Origin of the sequence: Paenibacillus tundrae (assembly GCF_036884255.1) — a bacterium.
GTDB lineage: Bacteria > Bacillota > Bacilli > Paenibacillales > Paenibacillaceae > Paenibacillus.
Genome location: NZ_CP145605.1, coordinates 2,845,640 through 2,864,106, shown reverse-complemented (window position 1 = coordinate 2,864,106; position 18,467 = coordinate 2,845,640). Strand labels below are relative to the sequence as shown.

Genomic DNA, 18,467 nt, shown 5'->3' with positions numbered 1-18,467 from the left:
AACCTACCATGAGTGAGCTGGAGAGATTGGTCAAAGAACGTAGATCCGCCGTTATTTTTGAAGAAGGTATTGAGATTTCGGAAGCTGAATTGCAAGAAATGTTCGCGTTAAATAAATTCGCACCCTCTGCCTTCAACCTGCAGCATACGCATTATTTGGTGATTACAGATGCAACGCAGAAAGAGAAAGTATATGAAGCTTCCCAGCAATATAAAGTAAAAACAGCCTCGGCTGTTATTGTTGTCTTAGGCGATGTCAACGCACACCACCATATCCGCACAATCAACGAAGGTCTGCTGAATCTCGGGGCACTCACCCCGTTCCAATATGAACAGGAATCGCAGAGCGTCACTGAATTTTATGAAACACGCGGCAAGTTCTTCCAACGTGAGGATGCGATTCGCAATGCCAGCCTGTCTGCCATGCAATTGATGCTGATCGCACAGGATCGTGGCTGGGATACCTGCCCTATGATTGGCTTTGATGCTGAAGAACTGCAACGTAGCTTGGATATTCCCGCACATTACGTACCTGCGATGCTGATCACCATGGGCAAAAAGTCCGAAGTGAAGCAGCGCCCGCGCGGGTATCGTAAACCGATTCATGAATATGTTAGCTTCAACAAAATGAATGCCGAATAAGGCAAATTGACCACCGCACGCTAACCCGATTTTCTAACTCATTCAAATAAAAGGCTATTCACCAGATTGCACACATCTGGGAATAGCCTTTTTGGATACAGAAAGATCACATCGTGTTCTACTTTCATACATGATCTATCAATTTTAATCATGGATGTCCTCAATACGTTTCATAGACTAGATCATTTGCAATCTCCAGATCATCATTAAACTCGACATAGATATATAATTGCCCGGCTGGTGTCTCTCCCGCGTCATAACCTAAACGTAAAAAACGGTCTGGCTGGAATTCGGCATCAGCCAAGACTAATTCATTCACATCTTCATCAGGATGTGCCTCAGCAATCATCTCAAGTGCACGGGCACAGAGCAGATCCCACTGTCTCCATACTTCTTCAATATAAGTCGATAACTCTTGCATCTCGGCCTTGGTAGAGACTTGAACCGTAACTACAAGCTCATTTTCCTGAATAAGCACAGGCATCTGATAGTTAACCATTGTAGCGTCATATTGGAATACACCCATACCATGGATTTCATGATTTTCTTCCACGATTAGATTATCTGCATATTGGAGTCTCTCTAGCTTGGGATTATGACGATAATCCAACTGTTTTAATTTATTTTCAGAACAATATAGTTCAACCAAATGCTCATTCTGGCTAAGATCCAGCTCGTCAATGTGGTTATTAAAACACCGAACACTCTCCAAGAATAGATTGGATCGAAGATTCAGCTTCTTGATATGATTATGATTACAACGGAGCTCTACCAGATTAGTACATGCGGTTAGATCAAGCTCCAACATATAATTATGTGCACAATCGACCCGCTTTAATTGTTTGTTGTGTGCAAGCTCAAGGGAAAAAAGTGCATTATAGCTGCAACTAAGCTCCTTTAACTGATGTAGAGCATCTAAGTTTAAATTAGATAGCATATTCCAATGGCATTCGACAGCGACGAGATTGTGATTATGAGATAAATCCAGCTTCCGAAGTCGATTAAAACTAACATGGAGCACTTCCAAATCTGTGTTGGCGTGGAGATCCAGTGCGAGCAGCTGATTCTCTCTGCAATCTAACCTATTCAACTTGTGGTTATGACTTAGATCCAGACTGGTTAGTTGATTATACGAACAATCAAGTTCTAGAAGCTCTACAAAATATTCAATCCCATGAAGATTACTCACGCCAATTTTGGACAACTTTAACGTTGTCACCTCAGAAACATCACTTTCTTGTATATATCCACGCTGATCACAAAAATGCTCCAATATGTACTGTCTAAACGGTTCATCCGTGAACGCCTTGGTAATATCCATAACTGGATTCTCCCCTCAACTATAATCCTATTAATCCTGAATAACATATCTTCCCTATTCTATGATGTCCTTTGAAAGGAAGCAATGCGTGAGAAGTCTTAAATTCCATTTTTCCATTTCAGAGCATCCTCTTCATTTATCCAAAAATAGTTATGTAATTTTTTTTATAACATGTTAACATCCAGCATGTAACAGAAATCAATATAGAGAGGATGCTATCCAATGGAAATGTATTTCGAAACGCTGCAATCGTATCGCATCGCTTATGTCCGTCAGATCGGCCCTTACGGGGCAGCCAATGTAGAGGCTATGGATAGGTTAAAGCAATGGGCGAATGATCAGGAGCTACTTACCGAATCAGCTATTCTACTCGGCATTCCGCAGGATGACCAGGCTAGCACACCTGCACAGCATTGTAGATACGATGCGGCTATTGTCATGACTGAACTTGAGCCTGTGCATTCGGATGCTGTCGAAATGAGTGAGCTGTCTGGCGGTGAGTACCTGATCTGTAAGGTCAAACATACGGCAGAGGATATGCAGCAAGCATGGAACGAGATCATCCCTTATTTGCAAAAAAATCATCACACGCTCGATCATACCAAACCGGTTATGGAACGATACCGCTATCAGCTTCTGAAAAATCATTTCTGTGAGATTTGTGTACCTGTAAATCTGGTCTAAACTCTTGTATGTCAGCAGGACGGTAACTCTATTTAATTGCTTTTTCGTTAAGCTCACAAATGAATAGAAATAGAAGAAGTGACTTCGTTTACCGAAGTCACTTCTCCCTTAACACGGTTATAGCAATATCCTTATACAAAATCTCTTATATTAATAATCTTTTATCAGTACTCTCGTACTATCATGTAATTAGTTCACGAACCAATTAGAATGCCCAGTTACCTTTGCGGAATACCGGTTCAATCGTTCCATCTTGCAATTCACCATCAATATCAAGCTCTGCAGAGCCGATCATGAAGTCCACATGTGTCAGACTCACATTGCATTCATGTTGAAGCAATTCTTCATTGGACATGGACGTGCCATTCTTCATGTTGAACGGGTACGCACTTCCGACAGCCAAATGACAGGAAGCATTCTCGTCAATACCGGTGTTGTAGAAGATGCGATTCAGGTTAGAAATTGGAGAATCATGCGGCACCAGTGCTACTTCACCTAGATAGCGTGCACCTTCATCTGTAGCAAACAGGTTTTTCAGATGCTCTTCACCAGATGCTGCTGTATAAGCAACAACCTGTCCATCCTTAAACGTAATGCGCATCTGGTCTACAAGCTGTCCGTTCAGATTCAGCGGCATGGTACTGCTAACATAACCATTCACACCACTGCGCTTAGGCATTGTGAATACCTCTTCCGTCGGCATATTTGCCACGGTGTAGACCCCTTGTTTATTTTCGCTGCCGCCACCGCCCCAGATGTGGTTGTCGACGAGTTCAATCTTCAAGTCGGTTCCTGGTGCCCGGTAGTGCAAACTCTTGTAATTTTTCTTATTCAGCAAATCGCTCATGGTATTGAGTGTATCCAGGTGTGTTCTCCAGTTCTGTACAGCATCGCCGCCATCCACACGATTCATTTTGAAGATCGTTTCCCACATCACGTTAATGCGATCTTCTTCTGGAATATCGGCAAATACTTTGTTAGCCCACGCCTTCGTTGGCGCTTTGATCAGACACCAGCTAATTTCATGGTTACGCGTGTATTTGGAATATCCTTTGCGTGCCTCCGCAGCAGCCTTTGTTGCACGGGAAACCTTGTCTGAGTCAATACCTTTATACAGCTCAGGGTCAGGTACTTTAATCGTTAATGTCGCTCCACCTGCTTCGGCGAATCGTTCCATCATGTCGCCTTTCCAAGCAGGATAGTAATCAAAGCTATCATCCGAACCGTGCTCGAAACGACTGCGAGTAATATTGTCGTCATCAAAGTCTACTTGCACATACTTCGCACCGGCCGCATATGCCTTCTGTACGATCAAACGGGTAAACTCTAAAGTCTCGATTGGTGCAGTGACCAACAGGTCTTGTCCTTTCTGAATATTCACACCGACTTTGACTACCAACTCGGCGTATTGTTCTAGCGATTTTTCAAAAGATTGTTCAAATGCGCTCATGAATTTATTCACTCCTGTTTCAAGATTTTAAAGTATCCTAGATTTCAGTTATACGTTTCGTTTTTCCTGCTCACGCAGTTCAATTCGGCGAATCTTACCTGAGCTTGTTTTCGGCAGATCAGTGACGAATTCAATTTTACGTGGATACTTGTAAGGTGCTGTCCATTCTTTGACATGATTTTGCAACTCCCGTACCAGTTCCGTTGAAGCCAATGATTCATCTCTAAGAACGACAAAGGCTTTCACCACATGCCCACGGATCTCATCTGGGCTCGCCACCACCGCACATTCCTTCACGCTCGCATGCTTCATAAGAGCTTCTTCGACTTCAAATGGCCCAATCGTATACCCTGAGCTGATAATAATGTCGTCACTACGGCCTTCAAACCAGAAGTAGCCTTCTTCATCCTTACGTGCGCGATCTCCTGTTACAAAATAATCGCCCCGTTGGCTGGCTTCCTTGCGTCCTGCATCTTGATAATACTCGCGGAACAAGGCAGGCATATCTTTGTGCACCGCGATATCTCCAACTTGTCCTGCTGGCTGCGGATGCCCATCCTCATCAATAATCTCAATCAGCCCTGGTGTGATGGATTGACCCATGGAGCCAATTCGAATAGGCGCACCGCTTAAGCTTCCAATAAGCAACGTACTTTCAGTCTGTCCATATCCGTCCCGAATCGTGAGGTTGAAATGACGTTGGAATATCTCAATAACCTCCTGATTAAGCGGCTCACCAGCAGATACGGCACTACGAAGCTTGGACAAGTCATAATGTCCCAGATCATCTGTTTTTGCCATTAATCGATATTCCGTCGGTGTACAACATAGCACACTGATCTCATGTTCCTGCATGAGTTGTAAGTAACGTTTAGGCTGGAATGAACCGTTGTAGACCAGACCTGTCGCACCTCTTCCGAGAACAGAGAGGAATGGACTCCAGATCCATTTTTGCCATCCAGGTGCTGCGGTTGCCCATACGGTATCTGATGGTTGGATATCCAGCCATAACGAAGAAGCGATCCGCAGGTGAGCATATCCCCAACCATGGCTATGTACAACTCCTTTGGGATTACCGGTTGTTCCTGAGGTGTAAGCAAGGATGGCGATATCATCTCGGTGTGTTTCTACCGCAGCCATCTCGTCCGACTGACCTTGCATTAACTGCTCCACGTTCACCCAGCCTTCGGCTGGTACGCCAGTTTCACCATGAGGTGCTGCAACGATCCGGTGTGCGAGGGATGGCAGATCTGCGTTCATCTTCTCCACTTCTGATGTTGTCTCAGACCACACAATCACTCCACGGGCTTCAGAGTGCCGCAGACGATATTCCAAGTCCTTAGCTCGCAGCATCTCGGAAGAAGGGATCACGGCAATGCCCAGCTTCAGGCAAGCAATGTAAATAACATAGGCAATAATCCGACGTGGTACCATGACCAGTACTCTATCCCCCTTCTCTAGTCCTAAGTCACGTAATCCACCAGCAAGACGGTTGGCTTGCTTAAACAAATCACCGTATGTGATCTCTTCCAACTCTTGATGATCGCTGAGCCATCTAAGTGCAATCCGATCTGACGGGTGATTCTCCATCTCGGATGTCAGGTTATAGCTTTCAGGCGAAATCCACTGTTCAAAGTTCAAATGGAGCCTCTCCTTCATGTTTCAAAATGTAAAGCATCTATATATTATACCTCAAATCCTAGGACCAGGTGCTATGAACTGAACTCTCATTACAAAAATAAAAAAACAGCCTATCTGTCGGCTGTTATTAGCTCATTATTAACATGTTACACCAAATTCCAATGTTTATAACCAAAAGCGCCTTTCTCTTGATAGAAAGGCGCTCTCCAACTACGATCTCACTCTTTACGATCTCACATTGCTATCACATTACCAAGGGTAATTCCCAATTCCATCTAGGATGCGATCAATCTCATTCAGCTCTTCTGTTGTTAATTCCGGTGCCTTGAGAGCTGCGACATTCTCTTCGATCTGTGACACCCGACTTGCACCGATCAGAGCTGAGGTTACACGGTTGCCACGTAGAATCCAGTTCAGCGCAAGCTGGGATATCGTCTGACCTCTGCGCTCAGCAACCGCCTGAAGCGCCTCGAACTTGGAAATGCGTTCGTCCGTATAGGCTTCTTTTTTCAGATTACCTGTTGGATTCGCTCGTTCCGCTGTAATCTTCTCAACATACTTATTCGTTAACTGTCCACGGCCAAGAGGGCAGAATGCAATCGAACCCACGCCTTGTTCGTCTAATACATCCTGAAGACCATCCTCTATCCAGCGATTCAGCATAGAGTAGTTCGGCTGGTGAACCAGACATGGTGTGCCCAGACGGCGAAGAATGGTAACAGCTTCTTGCGTCTGCTCAGCATTATAGTTGGACAGTCCCACGTATAGGGCTTTGCCTTGTCTTACAATATGATCCAGAGCAGCCATCGTCTCTTCAAGTGGTGTCTCAGGGTCTGGACGGTGGTGGTAGAAAATATCGACATACTCAAGTCCCATTCTGCTGAGACTCTGATCAAGGCTGGCAATCAAGTTTTTGCGAGAACCCCATTCGCCGTATGGCCCTTCCCACATATGATATCCCGCCTTGCTCGAGATCAGCAGTTCATCCCGGTAAGGACGTAGATGCTTTTTATAAATAACACCGAAGTTCTCCTCTGCCGATCCAGGAGGTGGTCCATAATTGTTAGCCAGATCAAAATGATTAATGCCCAGATCGAAGGCACGAAGAATCATTTCTGTCTGAACATCCATGGTGCGATTACCGCCAAAATTTTGCCATAATCCCAATGCGATCTGAGGCAGCTTAATTCCGGATTTACCGGAGCGGATATAGTTCATTTCACTGTATCGTTCACTACTTGCAGTGTAGGGCATGCTTATCTCTCATTTCTGCTTATGCGTTATTGTTGATCACCCTTTTATCTTAGACAATCCCCACCGAAAACCATATGGCATTTCACTACCTACGTATGGCAAAATGATTGTTATATCATCATCCGATGTCGAGATTAACAAAACAATTAAGCATACATTACTCATATAAATATGTTAAAATGCATGATATAGCCTTTGGAACAGGAGTGACCTAAAGTGATTACATATATGTTCAAGAACAATCAATTCCAGGAGCTGCAGCTGCTCCATTATGGCACCGAACCTTGCACACCAGGGCACAGCTTTGGCCCAGCGATGCGTGATTACTACAAAATTCATTATATTCTGAATGGCAAAGGTACCTTCCAAGTTGGAGGGCAAACGTACAAGTTGCACAAAGGACAAGGATTTCTCATTGTGCCTCACTCCGTTGTTCATTATGAAGCTGACCAAAACGAACCATGGGAATATAGCTGGGTGGCTTTCCAAGGTAGCAATGTCGTTTCTTTATTACAACAAGCTTGCCTGTCTGAACAGCGTCCGATCTTCGAGTTGCATAATGATGATGAATTGCGCTCGTGTCTGCATCGCATGATCAGCTCTAGAAATACACATAAAGGCTGGGAAATTAGTATGACCGGCTTGTTATATCAATTCTTCGCGGTGCTGATTGATCAAGCTAGTGAGACAAGTCATCCCGTCGTGCAGGATTACACGAAAGATACGTATGTTACGCAAGTGATTGATTTTATTGAGATGAACTATGCCAATGCGATTACGGTTCAAGCGATTGCTTCTCATGTTGGCTTACAACGAAGTTACCTCTGCTCACTCTTCAAAGATCTGATCGGAAGCAGCATTCAATCCTACCTGGTGAATTATCGCATGCGAAGAGCGGCTGAATTGACGCTTGATCCCAGCCTAAGTATTGGTGACATTGCTCGATCAGTCGGGTATCTGGATCAATTGCTCTTCTCCAAAATGTTCAAAAAGGTCATGGGACAATCTCCAACTCAATATCGCAAACAAAAAACAGCACCTTCCCCACTTCGTAGTTAAAGGGAATGTGCTGTTTCTCGTATTCGAGCGAATACTTTAAAAATTGAACTTTAGATGGTATTAACCGGGTAACGGATCACAATTAAACCTCGATTACACCTGCTGTTCCTGCATGGATACTCCCACGACATGAACCTTAATTTCGTCAACGAAAAGTCCGGTGAAATTCTCTACAGCTTGCTGCACATTATGCTGCAATTCACGGCAGACCTCATGCATACGACAACCATATTGCAAAACAATTCTTAATTGAATTGATGCACGCTCTTCTTTTACAATCACATCAATTCCTTTTTGCAGGCTCTTGCCACTAATGCTCTTGGCAATGCCTTCCGTTATGCCTGCAGACATAGACGATATTCCCGCGGTTGTCTGTGCAGCTATGCCTACAATTTTGGATACAACATCTGTAGCGATATGAACTGCACCGATCAGAGCTGGCTGAGGTTCAATATATTCGGGTTCATTATAGGTTACAGGTACGATTTCAGTCATGCGGATCGCTCCATTCATATGAATTTGAATTAGGTCGTGTCTGAAACTCCCTAGGCATTTTGCCACTTTTCCTTAAAGAACAAATTGTAGATACGTACCAACAAGATTTTGAGAATCATATAGAACGGAATAATGATAAGAATAGCTATAATTCCGCCCAAGTCCCCCGCACCGAGTACCAAAATTATGGTTGTGAGCGGGTGAATATCCAGCTTTTTGCCGAATACATACGGAGCAACTAGATTATCTTGAATCTGCTGAGCAACAAGAATGATAATGAGTGACCAGATCGCCACAGACGGCGATACGACCAGTCCCATAATCACAATGGGGATCGACGATACGATCGCACCGATAAATGGAACAAAGTTCATAATGACAGCAATGACGGTCAGCAGCAGTCCGTAAGGTAAACCGATGATAAGAAAACCTATATACATTAATACACCTAATGCCAGGTTTACAAGCACTCGTCCTACGATAAATCCACTGAGTGCCTGATCGATCTCCAGTACCACTTCACGACTGTCCTTCTGAAAACGCTTGGGCGCAATCGATGCGAGGATACGACCAAACTTCTCGCCTTGTTTCAGCATGTAGAACAGAATGATCGGGAAGGTGAACAGGATAATTGCAAAACTGGAAAGAAGCGAGATGAGACCACTAACGTAGTCCGTCACGAAGTTAAATCCTTTATTGATGTATTCGGTAATTTGAGAGAACGGCGTTGAATTATCCGGGAACAAGGTCGTAATTACACCATTTTGTTCTAATGCTTTGAGCTGAACACTTAGTGAATTGAGCAGGTTTGGCGCATTTTCTACCAGATTAATCAATTGCTGACGCAATGCTGGCCACAACCCCACGACAAACAGCACAATTAGAATGCCAAAGATCAGATAGATCAGCAGAATACTGAGCGTTCGGTTAAGCTTCTTTCTCTCCATATAATTAACCAAGGGCCTCAGTAGATAATAAAAGAACACGGAAAGCATCATCGGCACAGTAATTACCGTAATCATCGTAACTAATGGCTGGAATATGAAGCTCACTTTGGATAATAGATAGATGTTGATCAGCACAAGAGCTAATCCAATGCTGAATCGTACAAATGAGTTTTTTACTTTGAACAATATGTCCCCTCCAGATTCCCATTTCTAATGTGCGAGTGTATGGCGAGCCCTCTATACATGATGTGAAAATCGTATACGGATCGGCTACATCTCTTTTATTTTGGTATGACAATGGTGAAGATGGTAGTTTCCCTTCCTCGCTGTGATAACGTTAGGTGTCCACCCATTTTCTCTGTATTACGTTTGGCAATAGCGAGCCCGAGTCCAGTTCCGCCCGTTCCCGATCTCGCTGCATCCCCTCGGACAAACGGATCAAAAATCGTTGCCCATAAATTCTGGGGTATACCTACCCCAGTATCAGCGACTTCAATGGAGACATGCGTTTCCTGCGGGATCAACTCTACGCGTAATGCTGTACCTCTTGGATTATATGCAAGTGCATTCGTAATCAAGTTCTGGATGACTCGAGATAACAGCTCCGGATCATACCGGGCATAGATTTCTTCATCTGGTACGAGGACATGCAGTACAAACTGATTTTGCTCAATTTCCCCATACGTATCGGCCATAATCTCACGCACAAATTCTCCAATCTCACGCTGCTTGATGCTCATATGGAAGTCGGGTGAATCCACCTTGAGCAGTTCCAGCATATTTTGGATCATTCGTGCAACTTGTACAGATTTATTGTGAATGTAGCCTAGATACCGTTGTTGTCTCTCCGCATCACCAACACGACCTTCAACCAGCGCCTGAGCATAACCTTGAATCGAGGTGATCGGTGTCTTGAGATCATGCGAAAGATCCACGATGAGTCGTTGCTTGCTTTCTTCCGCGTAACGTTTCTCGGCCGACGTCTTCTCAATCACATCTGCCATAAAGTTAAAGGTCTCACCAATCTGCACAAACTCCTTCTCGGCAGATATGGACATGCGTGTACTGTAATTCCCCCGAATCATTTGGGTGAGCCCCAGCGATAACACTCGAAGCGGTTTCTTAATTCGCTTGGCAACCCAATAGCTGTATACAATCGTCAGCACGAGCAGAAGTCCAATACCTACCAAGATGTAAAATGGCAAGGGATGCTTGAGATTAGTAATCAGTTGGTTATCATTCATCCGAATGCTTACCAGATCCCGTGGAAGTTTGAGTAAAAGGTACTTTGCTTCTCCCTCTGCTACGAACGGGGAAATGGAATAATAATAGGGCTGGTCGCTGCGATTTTCTAACTTGGCAAATAACTCGGACTCCGTGTACTGGTTAATGGCGTCCTTTTTACTGCCTACTGAACTTACAACGGAGCGATCTGCATTCAAAATCTCTAACCATCCACCGCTATCCTCCAGTCGCTGCGTTTCGATATTGGACGTGACCCCCGTACCTTCCTGACCCCTTGCCTTCTCCAGTTCAGCCACATACACATGCGCTTCTACATTCAGATCGGGATCGACGATATGGTCAGAGATACGAAAATCAACGACATCAAGTGATACGATAATATATACAACCAGTACGAGTAATAGCAGAAAGAAGTTAAATAACAGAAAGTCCAGTGTCAGCGACGTATGCAGCGGTCTCTTTTCTCTAGTTTTCCATAGGCGCTTCAATTTTGTATCCTAATCCCCTTATCGTCTTCAAATATTCGGGTTGCCTGGAATCACGCTCAATCTTCTCGCGAATGTTGCTGATATGCACCATGATGGTGCTGTCTTCATGCGCATAGTACTCTCCCCACACCGCTTCGTATATTTTTTTGCGGGTAAATACTCTGCCCGGTTGTTCTAACAGCAGATCCACAATTTTATACTCTGTTGAGGTTAACGTCACAGGTCGTCCCGAGCGATACAACATACATTTGGAACGATCAAGAGATAGCTCACCAAGCGTGCGGGTTGCCTCTTGAGGTGCCGATAGTTCCAGTGCATCGAATTGGTTGACCCGTCTTAACAAAGCCTCGACTCTAGCCACAATCTCAAGTGGGTTGAACGGTTTGGATATGTAGTCATCAGCTCCTAGTCCAAGTCCCAAAATCTTGTCATGATCCTGGCTCTTCGCAGATAAAAAGAGTACTGGCATATGATAGGTAGCCCGGATCTGTTTGATCAACTGTAGACCATCCATAACAGGCATCATTATGTCCAAGATAACTAGGTCAATTGGATTGGAATGTATGCACTGTAATGCTTCCTCTCCATTTGCAGCGGTTAAAATGTTGTAGTCCTTCTCCAAATACAGTTGAAGCAGTTCCACAATTTCGGGTTCGTCATCTGCAATCAACAATGTGTATCTCATACGTTCCCTCTCATTTCAGTGTTAAGTTAGAATGTTCATATACCTACTATAACCTACGTCTCTTAATACAACCTAAACCCTTTCTAAAGATAATCTAAATAAAACGCCCAGGTTCGTAAACCCAGGCGGTTGAATCTTGCTCTACGATGTGACTATTCAAACGAAATCGTTAGTAAAGTCACAGCTTAGGACGTTATATTATGCTTTCAGCCAAGGCTTAACTCGATTAACCAAGTGCTGTTTGTCATATTGTATATACTGATTCGCACGGTTGCGGAGTGGGTCACCTGCATAGAAGCGCTCATATAGATCATGTCTGGCACCCAGCGGACTTCCCGTAAGCTCCCAAGCCAATTGAAAGAGTCTTGTTTTCTCCTGTGCCGATATCGTCACACCACCTAAATACTGATGGATCATATGCTCCAAGGGCTTGTTCGTACCTGGCATTCCGGATGGAATCTGAATAAGTCCACCCGCGGCAATTGTTTTCAAAATTTCGATGGAACGTGGATAATAACGGTTGCCTAAGTTCCGCGCAGTTTCAATGTACTTAAATTCAGGAAGCCAATTTCCGTACACATCCGGCTTGGCTTTTGCTTCCGCAGCAATAATTAATCCCTCAATCGTCTGCATCTGGCTGATCATCTCTCCCAACTGCTCTTGCACATTGAGGAAGGAGTCCACGCCAATTTCTTGGGCAATGGAAGAGGTGATGGCTGTAACGAACTCTAGCTTAGAATACAGACGAATGACACTTTGATGGTAGGCTAGGCTGGCGGAGGCTTCATTGCAACGGATCTGCCACACCGCTTCTGGATTTTGATGAAGTAACACACGTTCCCAAGGAACCAATACATCTTCAAAAAATAAGACGGCATCCATCTCATCATATTGATGACTTAATGGGTGGGAAGACTGCTTATCCGTTGCAGCGAACGATTCTCTACATAATACGTGCAAGCCCGTGCTGTTCAAAGGCACAATCATCATATGAGCCAGCTCCGGTTTATCCCCAGGAATACGTTGTACAGGATAAATAAGAATATCGTCGGCATACGGAGCCGCAGTCGCAATCATCTTAGCACCCCGGATCACAACACCCTCTTCGTTCTTTCGTACAATACGTAGCATCGCATCCTCATCTTCACCTATCGGTAAAGAACGATTCATCTGTGGATCACGCTGCACAATCGTCAGGAACAGATCATGGCGTTTCGCTTCTTCGTAATACTTGGATATTTTGTCCGCGTAATAGGTATCATGATTAGCCATAGCCTCGCGAGTTGCGTACCACCCCGTTAGACGTGAGCGTGCATAATCGGATAATCGACTCATAACGCCATACGTCCGTTCAGACCACAACCGAAATGCACCGGCACGGTGTTCAAGGTCTTCCCTACAATTCGGCACTTGAAACGCTCGATGCACATACCCACTGATGTTCTCATCCCAATATGCTACGGTATCTCTTGATTCTGGTTCATCCACCAGATTGAAGAGGCCTTCAATCGTCTGTAATGTACCTTGGAACGCAGAATGGTTGGTTACATGAATTCGATCACCATCTAGCCATACGTTACGTCCATCATTCAATCGGTGTATGTAAGCTTGTCCCCGAGACATGGTTATGCTCAAACTAAATCCTCCTTCAAAGGAACTGTTCGCATCCCTTTTCGAATGATACAATATGTATCTAAGGAAATAGTACTTCGCTTTGCTTATGAAAGTCAACCAACACCAAACGCAGGTCTGGTGTTGGTTCTGAAGATGTTACATATATGCGCATCCTTTAAGCAATGAAAGATGTCCTTAAGTAAGATTTATAACAACTCCTAGGACAACTTCGTATACATGTTGCGTAGATAACGCCAGCGTACAAGTACAAAATATAGCACTTGCATGGAGGAGAACACCAAGAAAATTCGAAGTGTATACCCCACTACGGAGAAATCGACCAATTGTTGCAATGCGATAAAAGCGACGGAGCTGTGAATGATCGCAACCAGAATCGGCAGGAAAAACATCAGTAATAGTTGACGCGTGACCATTCGGCGAAGCTCTGGGCGACTTAATCCCATTTTGCCAATCATACGGTATTGCTCTTCATCCCGCTCCAGATCAGCATAAAGGCGGAAATACGTGAAGCTTGCAGCAAAAGTAAAGAAGACGATGCCAATCAAGCCGCTCAGAATAAGAATGATCCCATTCGTCTGCTTCGAATTCAGCCAATCTACAACAAGAGCGCTAACGGAGAAGTAACCGTGCTCCAGCGGCTCTGATCTAAGGGATTCAATGAGTTCCGGCGCGAAGCTACGTGTGCCCATCCAATCGTTGACGACAAATTGGGTTGTTCGGTTAGAGTAGAACGTTGCATCCAGATTCGCTTCTTCAAAATAGGCCAGCTTGACCTTGTCAAACAACTCATCGGAAACGACATACAGACTCATTTCATACTCTACAGGAATCACGATTTCGGTACCTGGGGCAACTAATTGAACCTGCTCGCGCTGGTCTTCCACTTCTAAACTTGTTTCCGTTGATGAGAGGCCTTGATCAATCTGTGCGCGTAACTTTTTACGCTCCGTTAGATTGCCTGGAGTTAGAAATGCCTCATCCTGCTTCAGTGTTCGCTCTTCGTAACCAAGTGCCTTGGCTAGATGATTGTATTGACTTAATTTAATCAGATTGCCGTTATTATTCTCATAAAGGGTTTCATAGCTACCTCTGACATAAGGTACTTCATGTTCAATTAATGACTCCTCAATCTGATTAAGCTGCTTCTCAGCCACATCGGTATCCCATGAATTCATATATGTGAATGCATATGGATTCGTCATGGACGACAGACCCGGATCAGCAATAGCTAACATGGTTCCAATACCCGTGAAAGACGAAGCTGAGATGACACTAACCATAAAGAACATAATAGCATTATCTTTCATCCGATAGGTAAGCTCGGATAGAAACAACAAATTCGTTTTGCGGAAAAATAGACGTTGATTGCGTTTGAGTGCCCGAATGGTATACACACTAAGTTGGGTAAACAGCAAGTACGTACCTACAATAACGAATAGAACACTTCCAAACAGTATCGGAAACGAATACGATCCCCATACAAAAGTGAACACGCCCGCATATCCTCCACCGATCAAAGCCACGGACAACCATGCCAGCAAGCGAGAAGCCTTCGGCTCTGGTTTTGGTTTTTCCTCTGATTTGACAAGGTCAATCAGTGTCCCTTTGCGAATGAGCAGCGATGAAGATAAGGCGATGACCACAAACAGCAGTAGAAATGCACCCATCGTAAGTGCCATACCCTTCAAGGGTAAATAGAAACGCAAACCATTTTCCACAGCTAACATAGAGCTACAGATCAGTAAAATCAACTTGCCGAAGATTAAGCCCAGCCCAATTCCTGTGATGATGGCGGCAAGGCCGATACACATGTTTTCCATAAATAAAAGTCGATTCATCTGCTTGCGCGTCATGCCTAGGATCAGGAAAATACCAAATTCCTTTTTGCGTGTCTTGAGAAATGAACCAACGGAGTACAACAAGAAAAGAAACGAGAAGATAAATATAATGAACTCAGCAATAATAAATCCTTGATTAGCAAGCGATGTGACCGTTTCACTTGAGCCCTTCAACCCCTCACTTAGATCGGGGTGAAATAATAACAAGGCATAGATAAAAAAGATCATGACAGAGAATGTACTGCTCAGGAAATGAGCCAGATAGATTCTTTTGTTCCGAACGACATTATTAGTAGCGAACTGGCGAAAATTCATGTCCTGACCCTCCCATTAGGGATAAAACATTAATAATCTTTTGGTAAAAAGCCGCCCGATTATCGCCGTAATGTATCTCGTTGTACAACTTGCCATCTTTGATAAATACAACCCGACTGCAGTAACTCGCCGCCACAGCGTCATGAGTAACCAGTAACATTGTCGCTTGATCCTCCCGATTGCGCTGTTCTAACATTTCCATGACGTCTCGGGCAGCCTTAGAATCTAAATTCCCTGTCGGTTCATCAGCCAGAATCAGCTTGGGTGCATGGATAAGTGCTCGCGCAATTGCCGTCCGCTGTGCTTGACCACCAGAAATTTCATATGTGCGCTTATCCAGAATCGCTGTGATTCCCAGCTTCTCTGCAAGTCGCTCAACACGTTCATTCATCTCATGAAGGGCTACTCCATCCAGGGTAAGAGGTAAAACAATATTCTCCTTCACGGTCAGGGTGTTCAGCAAATTGAAGGATTGAAAAACAAATCCCAACTGTCTACGCCTGAACAATGCGAGCTCGTCGTGCCCCAGTTGAAACGGATTCTGCCCTGCGATTCGAAGCTCTCCTGATGTTGGATGGTCAATTGTGGAGATCATGTTCAGCAGCGTTGTTTTGCCGCTACCCGATGGTCCCATGATGCCTACAAACTCACCTTCTTGAATACTTAAATCGATACCTGACAATGCTTCATGTGAGACAATACCTTTATAAATTTTGCTAATCTGTTGCACTGAACATATTTCCATCAGATAACCACTCCTCTTGACCTGTATCTCATTATGTTGGATTAAGCATGTTGAATGTTCATTCCATTCCATAGCTCTTTCCTTCAACTTATACATTCAGTCTATCCGAACCGCTGTTTTTCTCCTATGGCTTAACCTTTCATCTACATGACAATAATGTAAGGTTACGGTTCAATACCGTCTCATTCAGAAAATAAAAAGAAAGACGCCGTTTCCTCTCACAGAGTTTCGGACGTCTTTTCATTTCACACATGTTTATTAGTTCTGATATGAAATCCAGTATATTGAGCTCCATAGCTTCATGAATTAAATATAATCTTCACGGTTGTGCCTTCTCCTTGAACAGACTGCAATTCAATCTGATGATTCATCTGGGTCAACACTTCTTTTACGATATATAGCCCCATACCCGTGGATTCTTTGAAATGTCGGCCATTCTCTCCTGTAAAGAAAGGCTGGAACACCCGTTTGAGATCTGATGTGGGAATGCCCACCCCATGATCTTGCACTTCAAGCATGATTGAACTTTCGAGCTCGTAAGCTCGTACATATATCTTCTGCCCATTGCCCGTGGAATACTGAATCGCATTGGATAATAGCTGGACGAGAACGAACCGTATCCATTTGGCATCGGATTGTACCACAATAGATGGATCCATCTGCATTTCCGGATAGACATGATTGCGAATAAAGAAGCGCTTTAACTCGTGAATTGCAGCTTCCCCTGCCTCTTTAAGCGATACAGGTTCTACCGTAAAATCCTGTTCAAATGTTTCGAGACGAGCAACATATAGAACATTTTCCAGACTGCGTCTCATCTGATCCGCTTCCTCCCGAATACTTCTGAGACGTGGGTCATCGTCCTCATGATCCTGAATTGTTAATTCGATGACAGACAGCGGAGTTTTCATCTGATGAATCCATTGGTTCATGAACGTCACGTATTCCTGCTTACGCTTCTCCATTCGGTGCAAATCCGTATGATAATGACTATATTGCGAATCTAGTAATTTGGCCAATGCGGCTGACAAAGGCACCGATGAAGAAAGCGGAACGAACTCTTTTAACGAATCCATCGGCTGAGACAACCGAGTGTAAAATGCACGATGAGACATATAGCGATATGTTAAATAACCGATATACACGATGAGACCAAGAAATACGGCATAAGTTGCGGTCAACCCATGATCATAACCATCGTACCAGAATACCGCCACCACAGTGAGTAACATCCCAACTACCCAACAGGTTAACACAATATGTTCTTTAATGAATAATTTCATGGTTGTGCGATGTCTTTCCAATTACTATTCAGCCGATAACCCGACCCACGTACAGTTTCCAACGCATCTGTAATGCCAAGCTCATTCAATCGCTTCCGTACACGGGTAACATTAACGCTAAGCGTATTATCATCTACGAAGGAATCGTCCCACAGCTTCTCCAAGATCGTCTCTCTGCTGACTAATTTTGGACTACGGCGCAATAACGTTTCGAGCAATATCGTCTCCTTCTTCGTCAGTTGCACCTTCTGTTCACCTAACTGCATTTCCATACTTTCTAAGAAAATCGTTAAACCATGCAACTCCACTTTGCGTTCCTCATGGCGTGTAGCGTAATCCCCATACACCCGGCGAAGCTGGCTTCGAATCTTAGCCATTACAATCTCATGCTCGAATGGCTTCGTAATATAATCGTCAGCACCATTCTCCAGTGCCATCACTTGATCCATCTTGCCACTCCGCGCCGAGATGAACAGGATTGGACAAGTCGAGAGTGAACGGATCTGTCGACACCAGTAATATCCGTCATAACTCGGTAAGTTAATATCCATTAGAACAACATGAGGTTGGAGCAGCTCAAACTGCTGTAACACCTGTTCAAAATCCTCAACAATGACTGCTCTATCTCCATATCGCTCAATATGAGATTTCAACAGACCAGCGATTTTGGGATCATCTTCAATAATTAATACCGTGTACATATTGGGCATCACCTCTAACGAGTAATCAAATTATAAATAG

Annotated in this window: 16 protein-coding genes; 3 read left to right on the top strand and 13 right to left on the bottom strand. The window is 44.1% G+C overall.

Features of this window, described 5'->3' with window-relative positions:
- The first annotated feature begins 8 nt into the window (after positions 1 to 8).
- Entirely contained in the window at positions 9 to 641 is a 633-nt protein-coding gene (locus tag V6W81_RS12960; RefSeq protein ID WP_338543585.1) for a nitroreductase family protein, read from the top strand.
- Positions 642 to 801: 160 nt separating this feature from the next.
- Here the strand turns inward: V6W81_RS12960 and V6W81_RS12955 are convergent, their stop codons facing one another.
- Positions 802 to 1,962 carry a leucine-rich repeat domain-containing protein gene (locus V6W81_RS12955; protein ID WP_338543583.1) on the bottom strand — a complete coding sequence of 387 codons (1,161 nt, stop codon included), beginning with the start codon at positions 1,960 to 1,962 and terminating at the stop codon, positions 802 to 804.
- Between the two features lie 222 nt (positions 1,963 to 2,184).
- On the opposite strand from V6W81_RS12955, the gene V6W81_RS12950 reads away from it, so the two are divergent.
- Positions 2,185 to 2,646, top strand: a complete 462-nt coding sequence (locus V6W81_RS12950) for an AraC family transcriptional regulator (RefSeq protein WP_338543581.1) — start codon at positions 2,185 to 2,187, stop codon at positions 2,644 to 2,646.
- 205 nt (positions 2,647 to 2,851) lie between these two features.
- Here the strand turns inward: V6W81_RS12950 and V6W81_RS12945 are convergent, their stop codons facing one another.
- The 3 genes from V6W81_RS12945 to V6W81_RS12935 all read right to left on the bottom strand — a co-directional run bounded on the left by V6W81_RS12945 (position 2,852) and on the right by V6W81_RS12935 (position 6,991).
- Positions 2,852 to 4,096 carry an aminopeptidase gene (locus V6W81_RS12945; protein ID WP_338543579.1) on the bottom strand — a complete coding sequence of 415 codons (1,245 nt, stop codon included), beginning with the start codon at positions 4,094 to 4,096 and terminating at the stop codon, positions 2,852 to 2,854.
- Between the two features lie 48 nt (positions 4,097 to 4,144).
- Positions 4,145 to 5,686 carry an acyl-CoA synthetase gene (locus V6W81_RS12940; protein WP_260985419.1) on the bottom strand — a complete coding sequence of 514 codons (1,542 nt, stop codon included), beginning with the start codon at positions 5,684 to 5,686 and terminating at the stop codon, positions 4,145 to 4,147.
- Between the two features lie 300 nt (positions 5,687 to 5,986).
- Positions 5,987 to 6,991: an aldo/keto reductase gene (locus V6W81_RS12935; RefSeq protein ID WP_338543578.1), complete on the bottom strand. Its 1,005-nt coding sequence runs from the start codon at positions 6,989 to 6,991 to the stop codon at positions 5,987 to 5,989.
- 216 nt (positions 6,992 to 7,207) lie between these two features.
- Between V6W81_RS12935 and V6W81_RS12930 the strand changes: the two genes are divergently transcribed.
- Positions 7,208 to 8,050, top strand: coding sequence for an AraC family transcriptional regulator (locus V6W81_RS12930; RefSeq protein ID WP_260985413.1), 843 nt, complete (start codon positions 7,208 to 7,210; stop codon positions 8,048 to 8,050).
- Positions 8,051 to 8,143: 93 nt separating this feature from the next.
- Here V6W81_RS12930 and V6W81_RS12925 read toward each other — a convergent pair whose 3' ends face one another.
- The 9 genes from V6W81_RS12925 to V6W81_RS12885 form a co-directional block, all read right to left on the bottom strand.
- Positions 8,144 to 8,545, bottom strand: a complete 402-nt coding sequence (locus V6W81_RS12925) for an Asp23/Gls24 family envelope stress response protein (protein ID WP_145048527.1) — start codon at positions 8,543 to 8,545, stop codon at positions 8,144 to 8,146.
- Positions 8,546 to 8,595: 50 nt separating this feature from the next.
- On the bottom strand, positions 8,596 to 9,678 hold the full coding sequence (locus tag V6W81_RS12920) for an AI-2E family transporter (protein ID WP_338543576.1): 1,083 nt from the start codon (positions 9,676 to 9,678) through the stop codon (positions 8,596 to 8,598).
- 95 nt (positions 9,679 to 9,773) lie between these two features.
- Positions 9,774 to 11,225, bottom strand: coding sequence for a sensor histidine kinase (locus tag V6W81_RS12915; protein WP_338543575.1), 1,452 nt, complete (start codon positions 11,223 to 11,225; stop codon positions 9,774 to 9,776).
- Positions 11,203 to 11,910 carry a response regulator transcription factor gene (locus V6W81_RS12910; protein WP_338543574.1) on the bottom strand — a complete coding sequence of 236 codons (708 nt, stop codon included), beginning with the start codon at positions 11,908 to 11,910 and terminating at the stop codon, positions 11,203 to 11,205. The genes V6W81_RS12915 and V6W81_RS12910 overlap by 23 nt, the downstream gene beginning before the upstream one ends.
- 198 nt (positions 11,911 to 12,108) lie before the next feature.
- Positions 12,109 to 13,533, bottom strand: a complete 1,425-nt coding sequence (locus V6W81_RS12905; RefSeq protein ID WP_338543997.1) for a 4-hydroxyphenylacetate 3-hydroxylase family protein — start codon at positions 13,531 to 13,533, stop codon at positions 12,109 to 12,111.
- Between the two features lie 209 nt (positions 13,534 to 13,742).
- On the bottom strand, positions 13,743 to 15,698 hold the full coding sequence (locus tag V6W81_RS12900) for an ABC transporter permease (protein WP_338543573.1): 1,956 nt from the start codon (positions 15,696 to 15,698) through the stop codon (positions 13,743 to 13,745).
- Positions 15,673 to 16,443 (bottom strand): ABC transporter ATP-binding protein, encoded by a 771-nt coding sequence (locus V6W81_RS12895; protein ID WP_145048517.1) that lies wholly within the window; start codon positions 16,441 to 16,443, stop codon positions 15,673 to 15,675. The genes V6W81_RS12900 and V6W81_RS12895 overlap by 26 nt, the downstream gene beginning before the upstream one ends.
- A 299-nt stretch (positions 16,444 to 16,742) precedes the next feature.
- On the bottom strand, positions 16,743 to 17,726 hold the full coding sequence (locus tag V6W81_RS12890) for a sensor histidine kinase (protein WP_338543572.1): 984 nt from the start codon (positions 17,724 to 17,726) through the stop codon (positions 16,743 to 16,745).
- Positions 17,723 to 18,427 carry a response regulator transcription factor gene (locus V6W81_RS12885; protein WP_145048513.1) on the bottom strand — a complete coding sequence of 235 codons (705 nt, stop codon included), beginning with the start codon at positions 18,425 to 18,427 and terminating at the stop codon, positions 17,723 to 17,725. Before V6W81_RS12885 ends, V6W81_RS12890 begins: the two co-directional genes overlap by 4 nt.
- Positions 18,428 to 18,467 lie beyond the last annotated feature (40 nt).

Coding starts and splice junctions, on each gene's coding strand:
- V6W81_RS12890 (WP_338543572.1), bottom strand. CDS start 17,726: ATGAAATTATTCATTAAAGAACATATTGTGTTAACCTGTTGGGTAGTT.
- V6W81_RS12895 (WP_145048517.1), bottom strand. CDS start 16,443: ATGGAAATATGTTCAGTGCAACAGATTAGCAAAATTTATAAAGGTATT.
- V6W81_RS12940 (WP_260985419.1), bottom strand. CDS start 5,686: ATGGAGAATCACCCGTCAGATCGGATTGCACTTAGATGGCTCAGCGAT.
- V6W81_RS12885 (WP_145048513.1), bottom strand. CDS start 18,427: ATGTACACGGTATTAATTATTGAAGATGATCCCAAAATCGCTGGTCTG.
- V6W81_RS12900 (WP_338543573.1), bottom strand. CDS start 15,698: ATGAATTTTCGCCAGTTCGCTACTAATAATGTCGTTCGGAACAAAAGA.
- V6W81_RS12950 (WP_338543581.1), top strand. CDS start 2,185: ATGGAAATGTATTTCGAAACGCTGCAATCGTATCGCATCGCTTATGTC.
- V6W81_RS12910 (WP_338543574.1), bottom strand. CDS start 11,910: ATGAGATACACATTGTTGATTGCAGATGACGAACCCGAAATTGTGGAA.
- V6W81_RS12925 (WP_145048527.1), bottom strand. CDS start 8,545: ATGACTGAAATCGTACCTGTAACCTATAATGAACCCGAATATATTGAA.
- V6W81_RS12960 (WP_338543585.1), top strand. CDS start 9: ATGAGTGAGCTGGAGAGATTGGTCAAAGAACGTAGATCCGCCGTTATT.
- V6W81_RS12945 (WP_338543579.1), bottom strand. CDS start 4,096: ATGAGCGCATTTGAACAATCTTTTGAAAAATCGCTAGAACAATACGCC.
- V6W81_RS12955 (WP_338543583.1), bottom strand. CDS start 1,962: ATGGATATTACCAAGGCGTTCACGGATGAACCGTTTAGACAGTACATA.
- V6W81_RS12905 (WP_338543997.1), bottom strand. CDS start 13,533: ATGTCTCGGGGACAAGCTTACATACACCGATTGAATGATGGACGTAAC.
- V6W81_RS12935 (WP_338543578.1), bottom strand. CDS start 6,991: ATGCCCTACACTGCAAGTAGTGAACGATACAGTGAAATGAACTATATC.